This is a genomic window from Kitasatospora sp. NPDC004799 (assembly GCF_040609095.1).
Classification (GTDB): Bacteria; Actinomycetota; Actinomycetes; order Streptomycetales; family Streptomycetaceae; genus Kitasatospora.
The window spans coordinates 1-13,010 of sequence record NZ_JBEXJK010000237.1 but is presented as its reverse complement, the minus strand read 5'-3'; the positions used below and the strand labels follow the sequence as shown (position 1 = coordinate 13,010).

Annotated in this window: 10 protein-coding genes; 2 read left to right on the top strand and 8 right to left on the bottom strand. The window is 75.4% G+C overall.

Annotated elements, in window-relative coordinates; all coding sequences use genetic code 11:
- Window positions 1–372: 372 nt before the first annotated feature.
- Complete coding sequence (locus ABZW03_RS26155) at window positions 373–2,016, bottom strand: alpha/beta hydrolase (protein ID WP_355262981.1); 1,644 nt, start codon at window positions 2,014–2,016, stop codon at window positions 373–375.
- Between the two features lie 690 nt (window positions 2,017–2,706).
- Between ABZW03_RS26155 and ABZW03_RS26150 the strand changes: the two genes are divergently transcribed.
- On the top strand, window positions 2,707–3,090 hold the full coding sequence (locus ABZW03_RS26150) for a peptidase inhibitor family I36 protein (RefSeq protein WP_355262978.1): 384 nt from the start codon (window positions 2,707–2,709) through the stop codon (window positions 3,088–3,090).
- A gap of 157 nt (window positions 3,091–3,247) precedes the next feature.
- Here the strand turns inward: ABZW03_RS26150 and ABZW03_RS26145 are convergent, their stop codons facing one another.
- Complete coding sequence (locus tag ABZW03_RS26145) at window positions 3,248–4,618, bottom strand: (5-formylfuran-3-yl)methyl phosphate synthase (protein WP_355262975.1); 1,371 nt, start codon at window positions 4,616–4,618, stop codon at window positions 3,248–3,250.
- A gap of 242 nt (window positions 4,619–4,860) precedes the next feature.
- On the opposite strand from ABZW03_RS26145, the gene ABZW03_RS26140 reads away from it, so the two are divergent.
- Window positions 4,861–7,077: an HAD-IIB family hydrolase gene (locus ABZW03_RS26140; protein ID WP_355262972.1), complete on the top strand. Its 2,217-nt coding sequence runs from the start codon at window positions 4,861–4,863 to the stop codon at window positions 7,075–7,077.
- A 72-nt stretch (window positions 7,078–7,149) separates the two neighbouring features.
- Here ABZW03_RS26140 and ABZW03_RS26135 read toward each other — a convergent pair whose 3' ends face one another.
- The 6 genes from ABZW03_RS26135 to ABZW03_RS26110 form a co-directional block, all read right to left on the bottom strand.
- Window positions 7,150–7,734, bottom strand: a complete 585-nt coding sequence (locus tag ABZW03_RS26135) for a hypothetical protein (RefSeq protein WP_355262969.1) — start codon at window positions 7,732–7,734, stop codon at window positions 7,150–7,152.
- Window positions 7,731–9,125: a hypothetical protein gene (locus tag ABZW03_RS26130; protein ID WP_355262968.1), complete on the bottom strand. Its 1,395-nt coding sequence runs from the start codon at window positions 9,123–9,125 to the stop codon at window positions 7,731–7,733. The genes ABZW03_RS26135 and ABZW03_RS26130 overlap by 4 nt, the downstream gene beginning before the upstream one ends.
- Window positions 9,122–9,931: an ABC transporter ATP-binding protein gene (locus ABZW03_RS26125; RefSeq protein WP_355262966.1), complete on the bottom strand. Its 810-nt coding sequence runs from the start codon at window positions 9,929–9,931 to the stop codon at window positions 9,122–9,124. The genes ABZW03_RS26130 and ABZW03_RS26125 overlap by 4 nt, the downstream gene beginning before the upstream one ends.
- A 64-nt stretch (window positions 9,932–9,995) precedes the next feature.
- Entirely contained in the window at window positions 9,996–10,823 is an 828-nt protein-coding gene (locus tag ABZW03_RS26120; protein WP_355262963.1) for a zf-HC2 domain-containing protein, read from the bottom strand.
- 64 nt (window positions 10,824–10,887) lie between these two features.
- On the bottom strand, window positions 10,888–11,448 hold the full coding sequence (locus tag ABZW03_RS26115) for an RNA polymerase sigma factor (RefSeq protein ID WP_355262961.1): 561 nt from the start codon (window positions 11,446–11,448) through the stop codon (window positions 10,888–10,890).
- 218 nt (window positions 11,449–11,666) lie between these two features.
- Window positions 11,667–12,857, bottom strand: a complete 1,191-nt coding sequence (locus tag ABZW03_RS26110; protein ID WP_355262958.1) for an agmatine deiminase family protein — start codon at window positions 12,855–12,857, stop codon at window positions 11,667–11,669.
- Window positions 12,858–13,010: the final 153 nt, after the last annotated feature.

Sequence of the window (13,010 nt, the reverse complement as noted above, 5' to 3'; positions counted from 1 at the left end):
AACCCCAGTCGCAAGGACCGAGGCCGGGGATGTCAACATATCTGGCGTTGACTTTTGGCACGCTGTTGAGTTCTCAAGGAACGGACGCTTCCTTCAGACCGCCTTCCAGCAGGCCCTCCGGGCTTCGTTCTTTCGTGTTTCCAGCTTATCAGACGCTTTCCGCATCCGATTCGCCGGTGTCTTTCGGGGCTTGGCGCCCCGTCCGACGTTTCAGACCTTAGCCGACCTCCACTCCGGAAAGCGAATCCAGTGCAATCCGATAAACGGACATGCTGAATAAGCACCAGGAGGTGGTGTTTCAGAGGATTGGCCACCCCGGGACCGTCCGCGCCGACGCGTGTCCGGTGCTCCCAAGCAGGTGGCTGGAGAACACTACTCCTCCTTCGCGGCCGGGCCAAATGCCCGGTCCGTGCTCCCCGGGGCGACGCAGTCGGCATCCGCGGCCGGAAGGACGCCGTCCAGGAGGTAGTGGTCGACGGCCGCGTCCACGCAGGCGTCGCGCGGCGCGAACAGGCCCGCGTAGACGGTGTGGCGGAAGGCGCCGCGCAGGGTGACCAGGCGGGAGCCGGCCAGGGCGTCGTGGGCGGAGAGCTGGCCGGAGCGGGTGGCCGCCGGGTCGCCGTCGGCGCCGACCAGCAGGACCGGTACGGCGTTGCGCACCCGGGTGGGCGGTTCGGCGGGCTGCGCGGGCCAGAAGGTGCAGGGGGTGAGGTTGCGGGTGAGCGGGCCGAACAGCGGCTCGTCGGTGCGGTGGGCCTGGACGTCGCGGTAGTAGGCGAGCGGGTCGCGCGAGGCGGCGCGGTCCGCGCACATGATCGCGGTCTGCACGGCGGCGGCCCCGCCCGCGTCGGGGGCCTCCAGGCCGGCCAGTACGGCCTCCAGCAGCGCGGTCGGCTCGGCCGTCCGGCCTTCGGCCGCGTCGAGCAGGACGCGCACGAGGGCGGCGAACTCCGTGTAGGCGGCGGTGTCGTCGCCGGCCGCCACCGTCCACAGCACCTGCGGCAGGGCACGGGCGTCGACCCGGTGGGTGCCCACCGTCAGCGGGGCCCGCCCGGCCGCCAGGCGCACCCGCTCGACGGCGGTCAGCACCTCGGCGGTGCTGGTGCCCAGGTGGTGGCGGTCGTCGTGGCGGGCCGCCCACCCTGCCCACGCGGTGAGCGCGGCGTCCATCGCGGGGCCCTGGGTGGCGGTCAGGTCGGGGCCGAAGCGGTCCGGGTCCAGGGGGGCGTCGAGCACCGCCCGTCCGACGCGTTCGGGGAACAGCTGGAGGTACACCTCACCGAGGTAGCTGCCGTAGGAGGAGCCGAGGTAGGCGATCGTCGGCTCGCCGAGGACGGCGCGCACCAGGTCCATGTCCCGGGCGGTGTTGCGGGTGGAGACGTGCGGCAGCACGGCGTGGTAGGGCGCGCAGCGGGCGGCCAGGTCCTTGGCGAGCTCGGCGGACCGGTCGAAGGTCGCGCGGGTGGGGCCGGCCGAGCCGGGGCCGGCGGCGGGCCAGCCGCAGTCGAGCGGGGTGCTGGCGCCGACGAAGCGCGGGTCCATGCCGACGATGTCGTAGCGGGCGGCGAGGGCGGGCGCGGCCCGGCTCAGGGCGAGGGCGAGGTGGCGGGCGGGGACGCCGGGGCCGCCGGGGTTGTAGAAGAGGGTGCCCAGGCGGTGGGCGGCGTCGGTGGCGGGCAGCCGGGAGAGGGCGACGCCGAGGGTGCGGCCGTCCGGGTGGCGGTAGTCGAGCGGGACGGTGACCTCGGTGCAGCGGGCGCCGGCGGCGTCGAGGTCGGCGCCGGCGGTGTCCTCCGGGCCGGTCCGGCAGGGGTGCCAGACGGGCTGCCGGCGGCGCAGCGCGGCGAGCGGGTCGGCGGCGTCTCCCGGATAGGCGGCACCGCCGGCGGCATTCCTCGCTCCCGCGCCGTCCCCGGCGGACGGTGGCGCGGCGGCCGCCGCCGGGGCGGGCAGCGCGGTGAGGACGGTCAGGGCCAGCGCCGCCACTGCGGCAGCCGGCTTGGCGGATCGGATCACGGCGGTTCCCCTCGGGTGCTCGGCAGGCCGTCGGGGGCGACGCTAGGCGTGCCGGCCGGCCGGGCACATCCGCCGCCGGTATCGGCCGGATCGCCCAACTGCGCCTACGGGTTTACGACTTCAGGATCAAACCCGGGCGCCGGCCGACGGGCCCGAGCTGTGAACGGAAGTCGTCAAGAGAACGCTCCTTCTCGTCGGTGTTCCACTCGTCCGTGTTCCGACTTGTCTGCGATCAGACAATCAATATCGCCAACTGTGCGTCGACGTACGGTGAATGAGGGACGAACGGGCTCCGACACCGACCGGTGGCTGTTCGAGTGCGGCCGGATCCGGCGGGTGGAAAGCGGCGTCATGGCCACCGGAGCGGCGGCGACGCCCCTCCGTCCCCGAACAGGCTCTCGTTTCATCCCGCCCCGGATGACCCACCCGGACCACCGTTCCGCCCAGGGCCCCGTGATTCGAATCCCTGCCCGAACTCCGGCCGGGGTGCGACATCCTGCGGTATTGCCCCGAACAGTGGCTCCTGGGCCCGTTTCCGCCATTTCTCCGCATACGCAGCTATCCGCCGCCACCGCGGGTAATCCTGAGCTGCCCGCCGAGTGAAGGCGTCGACCGGGCCCGAGCAGCCGTACGCGCTCCGCCCTTCCCGGCCGCGTTCACCCGGACGTGCTCGACCGAAGGAGATCTCACATGTCCGTCGTTCGCCGGGTGCTGGTCACGGCCGCGGTCCTCACCGCCACCGTGGTCGTCGCCCCCACCTCCTCCGCCCAGCCGCTCGACCCGTCGGCCTCCCGCGCCGCCGCCACCTCCCCGCTCGCCCGCCAGCCGAGCTTCCACGCCTTCACCAGCACCGGCTTCTCGGGCGCGGACCGCTGGTTCTACGGCAACCAGGGCGAGTGCACCTACGTCGGCGACAACTGGAACGACCGGATCCGCTCCGCCCGCACCGAGGGCGGCGACCGGGTGGAGCTGTGGGACAACTACGACTGCACCGGGGGGTCGATCACCATCGACCGCACCGGCTACGGCAGCATCGGCGCCTGGGTCAGCGCCTACCGCGCCTACCTCGGCTAGCCGCCGCCCCGGCTGACGCCCGTCCCGTCCAGCCGTCCCCGCGGGTGCCGAAGCACCGCGGCCCGTCGACCGGTCGCCCCGGTCGACGGGCCGCCCGTCGCATCCGGCGGGGAGACCCGTGCCCCCTCCCGGCCGCCGGCCGGTCCGGCACCGCTGGTCAGCCGAGCGGCGAGAGCGCCCCGTAGGCGTCGGCCGAGTACGCGGTGAGGTCCGGGTGGCGCTTGAGCAGGACCGCCACCTCGTCGAGCGCCCCGGGCCGCTCCGCCATCCGCTGCGGCACCACCAGCCGACCGCCCTGCTCGGGCGGCACCAGGCCGCTCACCAGGGTGCGGCGGACGGTCCGCTCGTGCCGGGTGCCGCGGCCGGTGCCGCCGTACGGGTCGCGGGCCAGGGCACTGACGCCGCCGCGGGCGGAGAGCTGGTCGAGCTCCGGGACGAGCCGCCAGACCTGCTGGGCCTGGTGGCTCTGCACCGAGCCGGCCAGGTTCGCCTCCAGGCCGTGGGCGTGGCACAGCTCCACGAAGAACCGGATCTCCTCCAGCGTGAGGATGCCGGTCCGGGCCAGGCCGTGCCGGTCGGTGTCGTGGCGGTCGAGATCGGCCAGCTCGGCGCTGCCGGCGGTGGAGACCAGCCCGATCCGGGCGACCTTCAGCAGGATGCTGGTGTCGATCATGATCGCGTCGGCGCCGGCGGCCGCGCTGGCCTCGACCACCGCGCGGATCGCCGCCCGGTCGGTGCGGCGGCCGGCCGTCAGGCCGTACCTCCCGTGCGCGAAGGGCTCGTTGACGGCGACGAAGCCACCGGGCGCGGCCATCGGCAGGGCACCGGCCGCCTTCAGCTCGGCCGGGTCCGGCCGCCGCCCGTCGAAGAGCGGCTCACCGTGCGCGTCGAGCAGGGCGTCCGCGTACTCGGCGAGGTCGAACGCTCCGGGCGTGGACGGCTCGCACGGGTAGTACTCCCGCAGGCCGACCAAGGCCCGCCGTACCTGCGGCAGCGTCTTGCGGGCGTCCCACAGGTCGAGGTCCTGGGCGAACAGCACGGACATCACCCGGGTGTGCGAGAGCCGCTCGGTGCGGCGCAGCGTCGCCGTGATCTCGCCGAGCACGTCGGCCAGTTCGCCCGTCCGCATGCCGTCCAGGCCCACTTTGACGATGCCGCAGGGGTGCACCCGGGTGCCCATCGCCAGGGCGACGCCGAGCGCGGCCTGCGCCGCCTTCCCGACCTGCTCGTACGCCGACTTGGGCAGGGCCAGGCCGTTCTCGGCGCGCCGGAACAGCAGCTGGTCCTCGCCGATGTTGGTGCTCAGCTGGACGGGAAGGTCCCGGCGGGCGGCCAGGACCGCGTCCGCGATGTCCATGATCCGGCGCGGCTTGATCGTCCCGAGCGCGCTGCGCGGATCCTCGCTGTCGATGATCCGGGCACCCCCGAGAACCGCCTCCCGCGCCTCCTGCGGGTCGAAGACGCTGACCAGCAGCCGTCGATCCGCCCCGACCGCGCCGGGTGTGCCGGGCATTCCGATGGTCGACACCGCTCCCCCTCCGAGAACTGACCGTTCGTCCGGCGGCCAGTCTCGACCGCACGAGGTGCGCTGCCGACCGATCGGCGACCGCCCTTCACTCGAAGGAGTGAGGGCGCTTGACAGGCGGAGGCCAGGGCACAGCTCGGTCGACGGACCGGGTGTCGGTGCGTCCGCCGACGGGAGGCCGTGGGCCGCCGGCCGCATGATGTGAACACTTCACCACGGGGACGTGATCGTGTAGCGTCCCTCGGATGTCGAGGATTCTGGTCACCGATCTGGACGGCACCTTACTCGGCGGCACCCGGGACGACCGGCGCCGGTTGCGCGACGCCCTGGCCCGGCACCCCGAGGTGACCCCGGTCTTCGCCACCGGGCGCGCGCTGGCCTCCGTGCGCGAGGTGCTCCGCGACCCGCTCGTCCCCCGGCCGCGGTGGGTCATCGCCGACGTCGGCGCGACCGTCGCCGACGGCACGGACCTCACCCCGGTGGACCCGGTGCAGGAGCAGCTGCGGACCGGCTGGCCGGGAGCGGAGCGGGTCCGCGCGGCGCTGTCCCGGTTCCCCCAACTCCGTTACCAGGACGGCATCGTCCAGAGCGGCCGGTGCTCCTACCACCTCGCCCCCGACCGGCTCACCGACGAACTCACCGCGGCGGTCGAGGATCTCGGCTGCACCTGGGAGTACTCCGGGGACCTCTTCTTCGACGTGCTACCGCCGGGCGCCTCCAAGGGCAACGCGCTCCGGGCCCTGGCCGGGAAGCTGGGCTGGCGGCCCGACGAGATCCTCGTCGCCGGCGACTCCCACAACGACCTCTCGCTGTTCCGGGCCGGTACGCACGCGGTGGTCGTCGCCGGGGCCGAGCCCGCGCTGCTCGCCGCCCTCACCGACCACCCGCTCCTGCGGCGCCCCGACCGGACCGGCGCGGCCGGCATCCACGCGGCGCTCCGGGAACTCGGCTGGCTCTCCCCCGAGCCCGGCCCCACCCGCCGTGGCCGCCCGGCCGGCCCCGCGCACCCGGTCCCGTCCCCCGACGCGGGTCCGCACTCCCTCGTGGTGGCCTACCACCGCCCGCCGCTGCACTGGAACGGCGAGACCTGGCAGCCACCCAGCAGCCCCAACGGCATCCTGCCCACGCTGACCAGCGCCTTCGCGAACGGCCTCCCGGGCGTCTGGGTCACGGCGCTGGTCGGTGGCGAGCCGGGCGGCGCCCCGCGCGACAACGCGTACCGCGGCCCGTACGGCACCTCGTGCGACGACCGCCCGCACCCCTCCGGGCTGCCGCTCTCCCCCGTACCGGTCGACGGGCCCACCTGGACCGGCTACTTCCACCGCGCCTGCAAGGAGACGCTGTGGCCGGTCCTGATGTCGGAGCCGGGCCGGTCGGTCCTCGACGAACGGGCCTGGGCCGACTACCGCACGGTCAACGCGCGCTTCGCCCGCCACATCAGCACGCAGGCCGCGCCCGGCGCCACCGTCTGGCTCCACGACTACAACCTCTGGCTGGTCCCCGGCCTGCTGCGCCGCCTCCGGCCCGACCTGGGGACCGGGATCTTCCACCACACCCCCTTCCCCGCCCCGGAGGTCTTCGACGCGCTCCCGGTCGCCGCCGAACTGCGCGGCTCGCTGGCCTGCCTCGACTGGGCGGGCTTCCACACCGAGGACTTCGCCGGGCACTTCCGTGCGGCCCTCGGCGGCCTGCCCCGTCCACCGCGCACCGGCGTCCACCCGCTCGGGGTCGACCGGCCGGCCATCGAGCGGCTCGCCGTCGACCGGCTCGCCCGCCTCCGTACGGCCCGCCGCGAGCCGGCCGCCGGGCCGGTGGTGCTCTCGGTCGAGCGCCTCGACTACGCCAAGGCCCCGGTCCAGAAGGTGGAGGCCGTCGACCGGCTGCTCGCCCGCCGGCCCGGGCTGCGCGGCCGGCTCGCCTTCCGGCTGGTCTGCCCGCCGCCCGAGCCCGGCATCACCGCCTACGACGCCACCCGCCGACTCCTCGAACAGCGCGTGGAAGAGGTCAACAGGCGCTGGCAGCACGGTACTTGGCAACCGGTCGACTACCGTCCGCACAGCCTGTCCGCCGCCGAGGTGGTCGACGAGTACCTGACGGCGGACGTGCTCTGGGTGACCTCGTTCCAGGACGGGATGAACCTCACCGCCAAGGAGTTCGTCGCCGCCCGGGCCGCCCTCCCGCAGCCCGACGCCGACCAGGGCGTGCTGGTGCTCTCCCGCCACGTCGGCGCCGCGGCCGAACTCGGCACGGCCGCCCTGCTCACCGACCCGCACTCGCCCGAGGACCTCGCCGCCGTCCTGGCCCGCGCCCTCGACCTCGCCCCCGCCGAACGCCGGGCCCGCATGGAGCGGCTCGCCGAACTCCTCGGCCGGGAGCGGCCGGCGGACTGGGCCGCCGGGGTCGTCGACGCGATCCGCAGCGCCTCCGCCGCCCGGCACCCGGCCACCGCGCGCCTGCCCTGAGCCGCAGAGCCCGGCGGCGCCGGGCCGAAGCCCCCCGGCGGCCTGAGCCCCGGCGGCCCACCGGCACACCCGTCAGCGGCGCGGACCGGCCACCGCGTACAGCGCACCGCCGGTCACCAGCAGCGCCACCGCGGCCCAGGTGGACGCCTCCGTGCCGGCCGGCGAGGTCATCCAGCCGACCGCCTTCCCCACGGTGTCCGGCGGCAGCGGCGGGACGAGGACGGTGAACGCGAGCCAGCCGGTCGGCAGGGTCCAGGCGAGGTGCGCCCCGCACAGCACCGCCCCGAGCGCGGCCAGGCCGACCAGGCCCGCGCTGTCCCGGACGACGACCTCCGTGGCGGCGAACCTCGGGCCCACCGCCTGGACCGCCAGCAGCGCCGCCGCGGCGACCGCGCCGATCAGCAGCGTGTGCGCCGCCCGGCGGGGCGCCCACCGGATCGCCGCCGTCCGGTCCAGTGCGCGGTCCTGCCCGCCGAAGCCGACCGAACCGGCCGCCACGCACCCGGCGAGCACGAAGAACGCGGTCGGGTCCGTCGCCTCCGCCACGCCCGTCCCGATGCCCCGGCCGAGGACCGCCGCCGCCAGCGCGACGAGCGTGACCGCGGCGGCCGAGGCGGGCACCTGCCGTGAACGCGCGTACAGCACCAGCCACCTCATCGCGACGCGCCTCCCGCCGAAATCTCGCTCAGCCGCGCGGTGCAGGACAGGGCGGCGGTGCGCAGCGCGGCGATCCGCGCGCGCTGCTCGGCCGGCGCCAGCGCCTTCAGTTCCCGCCAGGCGGCGTCGGCGGCCGCCCAGGTCCTGCGCGAGTACTCCTCGGTGCCCTTCTCCGCGAGCGGTCGGAGGGTGGGGTCGCCGAGGGCCAGGCCTGCGACGATGCTCTGGAGGGCGACGTCCTCCTGGCCCCCGCCCTCCCGGGAGGTACGGGCGTGGCAGCTCGGTGCCAGTCCCTCGGCGACCAGCGCTCGGGTCAGGTCCTGGCCCGTCGCCGTGCCGAACAGCTGCTCGTCGAAGTCGACCAGCACCACGTCGCCGGAGAGCGGGCGGGGATCACCGAGCGCGCGCAGCGCGGTGTCCTCCCGCACCGAGGTCGGCGCCCGGTCGCCCAGGACGTCGTGCAGCACGCTCAGCGCCTCCCGGCCGCGCGGCGCGAGCTCGGCCAGGTGGGACCGGCTCGCCTCGGTCACGCAGACCGGCCCGTCGCACACCAGGGCGGCGGCGGCCTTGTCCACGACGTAGGTGTCGCGCGCCGCGGCCGGGAGGATCAGCAGGGCCGCGGCCGCGCCCGCCAGGGCGGGAGCCACCGCGAGCAGCCGGGCCCGGCGGGTCGAGGCCGCCAGCAGCGCGAGGCCGGTGGCGAGCAGGCCGAGCAGCCAGATCGTCTGGCCGAGGTGGACGGAGCCGGACAGGGTCAGCAGCATCTGCCGCGGATCCGCGGTCACCGGGGAGAGCAGGCCGAGCCGGTTCGACGTCCTGCTCTCCGGCACCTCCCCTTCGATCGTCACCCGCAGCACGTTCGTCATCACGAGGCAGGCCACCACCAGGGCCGGCGGGGTGAGGACGGAGGGCAGGGTGCGCGCGACGCCCATGGCGGACACGGCGGCCGCGACCAGGCCCAGGACGGCCACCAGCGGGATCGGCAGCCAGCCGAGGCCCGTGTAGGTGGTCGGGCCGAGCGCCACCTGCGCTCCGCCGGCGACGGTGAGGAGGCCGAAGCCCACCGCGAGCGCGAGCGCGAGCGCTCCCGCCGGCAGCGCCGCACGGCGCCAGGCCGGCAGCGGCGTGGTCGCCAGCAGTTCGGTCATCCGCGAGCGGGGTTCGCGCAGCCCGTACACCGCTCCGACACCGACCACGAGCGGCAGCCAGAAGGCCAGCAGGGACCGGGTCCACATGGCCATGGTGGTCCACTGGGCCGTCCACCCCGCGGTGCCCCGCCACCAGATCCCGTCGATCAGGAAGAAGACCGCCAGGCTGCCGCCCAGGACGACGACTCCGGCCCACGGGGCGGCGGAGCGCCTCAGTTCGGTACGCAGCACACGTCCGTTCACCAGGCACCCCCCGACCGGCCGGAGGTGCGGAGCAGCGCCGAGTAGCCGCGCTCCAGGGGGCTGTCGCCCGGGTGCTCGGCGGTGCCCGCGGCGGCCAGCTCGTCCGGCGTGCCCTGGAACACGAGGCGGCCGCCGGCGAAGAGCACCACGTCGGAGCAGGCGGCCGCGACGTCCTCGACCAGGTGGGTGGAGACCAGCACGCAGGTGTCGCGGCCCAGTTCCTGGAGCAGCTCGCGGAAGCGCAGCCGCTGCGCCGGGTCGAGACCGGCCGTCGGCTCGTCCAGCAGCAGCACCTCGGGGGAGTTGACGATGGCCTGGGCGATGCCGGCCCGCCGCACCATGCCGCCGGACAGGGTCTTCAGCCGGTGGTCGGCGCGGTCCGCCAGGCCCACCCGCTCCACGGCACGCTGGACGGCGTCGGGGATGTCCGCCTTGGGGACCTCCTTCAGCCAGGCCATGTACTCGACGAACTCCCGTACCGTGAAGCGCTTGTAGTAGCCGAAGTCCTGCGGCAGGTAGCCGATGCGGCGGCGCAGGGCCCGGTGGTCGCCCACCCTGCGCAGGGAGGTGCCGAGTATCTCCAGTTCGCCCTCGGTGGGGCGCAGCACCGTGGCCAGCGTCCGGATCAGGGTGGTCTTCCCCGCTCCGTTGGGGCCCAGGAGGCCGTGGGCGCCGGTGCCGAGGGAGAGGTCGAGCCCGTCGACGGCCATCTTGGTCCGTCCGACGCGTACCCTCAGGCCGCTCGCCCGGATCTCCCAGGCGTAGGTCTTCGGCGCGGTGTCGGCCGCGCTCGTCACGGGTGTCATGCGGTGGTCCCTTTCGATGGTGGACAGGGTTTTCCGGTTGCGGTGGGTTGGGTGGACCGGGGTCTCACAGCGCCGAGTAGGCGTCCCGGCGGGCGATCACGGCGCCGGTGCCGAGTGCGAGGAGCAGCGCCCACAGGGGCAACCGGTCCGGTTGCAGGGCGAGTTGCAGGACGGCGGGGACGCGGCCGGTGACCGACGCGGGGACCAGGACGAGGACGGCCCAGGCGGCCACCAGCCCGGCGGCGGCGCGGGTCACGCCGACCAGGCTGCCCAGCGCCAGGGCGGTGGAGGTGAAGGCCAGCGAGGGCAGCAGCCACTGGGCGGCCGTCGTGGTTCCGGTCAGCCACCCCCCCACCAGCAGCACGGGCAGGACCACCACGAGGGCCGAGGTGGTGCGCCTGAGCAGCAGCGGCAGGCCGGCCCGGGCGGTCGAGGCGGTCAGTTCGTGGGCCGGGTCCAGGCCGCTCGACCACGACGCGGCGACACCGCACAGCGGCAGCACCGGCGCCGTCAGGGACACCACCGAGGAGCCGCCGAAGAGCTCCGCCGGCGCGGCCGCGTCCAGCAGCAGCGCCACCAGGGTGACGACGGCGGTCATGGCCAGCCACGGGGTCATGACCGGCGTCAGCCAGGACGACACCCACATCGGCCGGCGCCACCGCGAGGGCGCCCTGACCGCCGCGTCCAGCTGCGGTTCCAGACCGGCCCGGACGGTGTCGACCAGCGCGGCGATGCCCGGCGCCTCGGTGGCCACGGCGGCCGCCAGGTGGCTCCGGCACGGCGCGCAGGTCTCCAGATGGGCCTCCAGGGCCCAGACCGTGTCCGCCGCCATCGCCGTGTCACCGCGCGCGTAGTCGTCGATCAACCGCCTGGACGCGTGTTCCCCGGTCATCCGCCCACCTCGCTCCGCTCGCCCGTGCGAGCACCTCCCGCATTCATGCCAGCGCCTCCCGCGCTCATGACAGCGCCTCCCGCATCGCGATCCGGGCCCGGCGGGCACGGGTCTTGACCGTGCCCTCGGGCAGTCTGAGCAGGACGGCGGTCTCCCGGACGGAGAGCCCGTCGAGCACCGTGGCCTGCAGGACCTCGCGGAGCTCCGGCGCCAGCCGTCGCAGGGCGTCGCCGACGTCACCCCCGACCGTCCCGGCGAGGGCCTCCTCCTCCGCCGCCGGCGCCGGCGCCAGCTCGGCGGCGGCGACCGGCGGTTCGGCGTGGTGGGCACGGCGCCGGAACGCGTCAACGAGGCGGCGCGCCGCGATCGTCCACAGCCACCCGACGGCCGTCCCGCCGACCGCGCTCCCGGCGAACGCGTCGGCCGCGCGCCAGACCGCCAGGTAGGTCTCCTGCATGACCTCGGCGACGATCTGCGCGTCCGCGCAGCGGCGGCGCAGCCGCACCGCCAGCCACGGCGACGTACGGCGGTACAACTCGTCGAACGCCCCACGGTCGCCCCTGGCCACCAGCCGGAGGAGACGCTCCTCGTCCAACTCGTCCAGTGCTCTCCTGCGTGATCTCACACCAGCCAGACGCCGGGTTCGGCTCCAGGGTTCTCCGTTCGGCGTGACCTGCGTCACAGGGCGGAGGCCCGGTCTCCGGATCCGGTCCGGCCGCTCCGGCCCAGGTCAGCGCGACGGGCAGCCCGAAGCGCGCGGACAGCGCGAGGCGCGTGGAGGCCGCGAGGCGCGGGCGGCGGCGGTGAGCCGCCTCGCCGCCGCCCGGTCCCGCCGACCGGGCCTCACGCCCCCGGCGCGGGCTGCTGCTGGGTGAGGCAGTGGATGCCGCCGCCGACCGCCGCGATGCGGCCGATGTCGACCTGGGCGACCGTACGGCCCGGGTGCTGCTCGCCGATGACGGCGGCCGCCCGTTCGTCGGCTGCCCGGTCCCCGAAGCGGGGAACGATGACGCCGCCGTTGCAGACGTAGTAGTTGACGTACGTGGCCAGGAAGCCCCGGCCCGCGCCCGGGACGAGGCCGAGGTCGGGCCCGGGGAGGTCGACCACCGTGAACGCGCGCCCCTTGGCGTCGGTCTCCGACCGGAGCACCTGGGCGGCCTGGTCGGCGGCCGCGGTCCGGATGTCCGGCTGGGCGTCGGGCCGGGTGTCGGTTTGGGCGGCGGCGGCCGGCCGGTGCAGCAGGACGGTGCCCGGCTCGGCGAACCGGGCGAGGGTGTCCACGTGGCAGTCGGTGAGGTCCTGCCACGCGGCGCCCTGGAACCAGATCACCTTCTCGGCGCCGAGCAGTGCCTTGAGGTCCTCCTCGATCCGGTCCCGGGACGCGCCGGGGTTGCGGTTGCCGTTGACCCAGGAGCTCTCGGTGGCCAGCAGCGTGCCCTCGCCGTCCACCTCGAAGCCGCCGCCCTCGCCGGTGACCGGCGCCTGGACGCGGGTGACGCGGTAGTGGTCGAGGAGGTAGCGGGCGACCAGGGCGTCGTTGGCGTGGGTCTGCTTGTCGCCCCAGCCGTTGAAGTTGAAGTCGATCGCGGCCGGCCCCCGCGGACCGGTGACGAAGGTCGGGCCGGAGCCCCGGGCCCACAGGTCGTCGACCTTCAGCTCCAGCACCTCGACCGAGGAGCCGCACGCCTGCCGGGCCTGGTCCGCCTGATCGGGCCGGGCCAGCAGGACCACCGGTTCGAACCCGGCGACCGCCCGGGCCACCTCGGCGACCTCCTGCCGGACGCCGGGCAGCTGCTCGCCCCACAGCTCCGCCGAGGCCGGCCAGGCCATGAAGGTCCGGGCGTGCGGGCCGGTCTCCGCCGGCATCACCCGCGCCTGAGCGGCCCCCGCCGCCCCGGGCGGTACGGGCGGTAGCGGCGGCTCGGGGGAGGCGTCGGGGCCGCCGGCGGCGGAGCAGCCGTCGGTCAGGGCCAGCGCGGCGAGCACGGCGCTGGAGCGCAGCAGCGTACGGCGGGACGGCCGGGGGTGAGCCATGGGGCCTCGTTCCGGTAGGTGCGGGGGGCGCCCCGCACGCTACTGAAGGCCGGGCCGGGAGCCGGGCAGGACGGCGGGCGTGCCCCCGGATACCACCCGGGGGCACGCCGCCGGCGGGTGGTGGGGCCGACGGGCAACGGGCAGGCGAGGTGC

Excerpts from the sequence above, each read along its gene's own strand:
- ABZW03_RS26150 (WP_355262978.1), top strand. The coding sequence starts at position 2,707 with ATGTCCGTCGTTCGCCGGGTGCTGGTCACGGCCGCGGTCCTCACCGCC.
- ABZW03_RS26140 (WP_355262972.1), top strand. The coding sequence starts at position 4,861 with ATGTCGAGGATTCTGGTCACCGATCTGGACGGCACCTTACTCGGCGGC.
- ABZW03_RS26135 (WP_355262969.1), bottom strand. The coding sequence starts at position 7,734 with ATGAGGTGGCTGGTGCTGTACGCGCGTTCACGGCAGGTGCCCGCCTCG.
- ABZW03_RS26125 (WP_355262966.1), bottom strand. The coding sequence starts at position 9,931 with ATGACACCCGTGACGAGCGCGGCCGACACCGCGCCGAAGACCTACGCC.
- ABZW03_RS26120 (WP_355262963.1), bottom strand. The coding sequence starts at position 10,823 with ATGACCGGGGAACACGCGTCCAGGCGGTTGATCGACGACTACGCGCGC.
- ABZW03_RS26110 (WP_355262958.1), bottom strand. The coding sequence starts at position 12,857 with ATGGCTCACCCCCGGCCGTCCCGCCGTACGCTGCTGCGCTCCAGCGCC.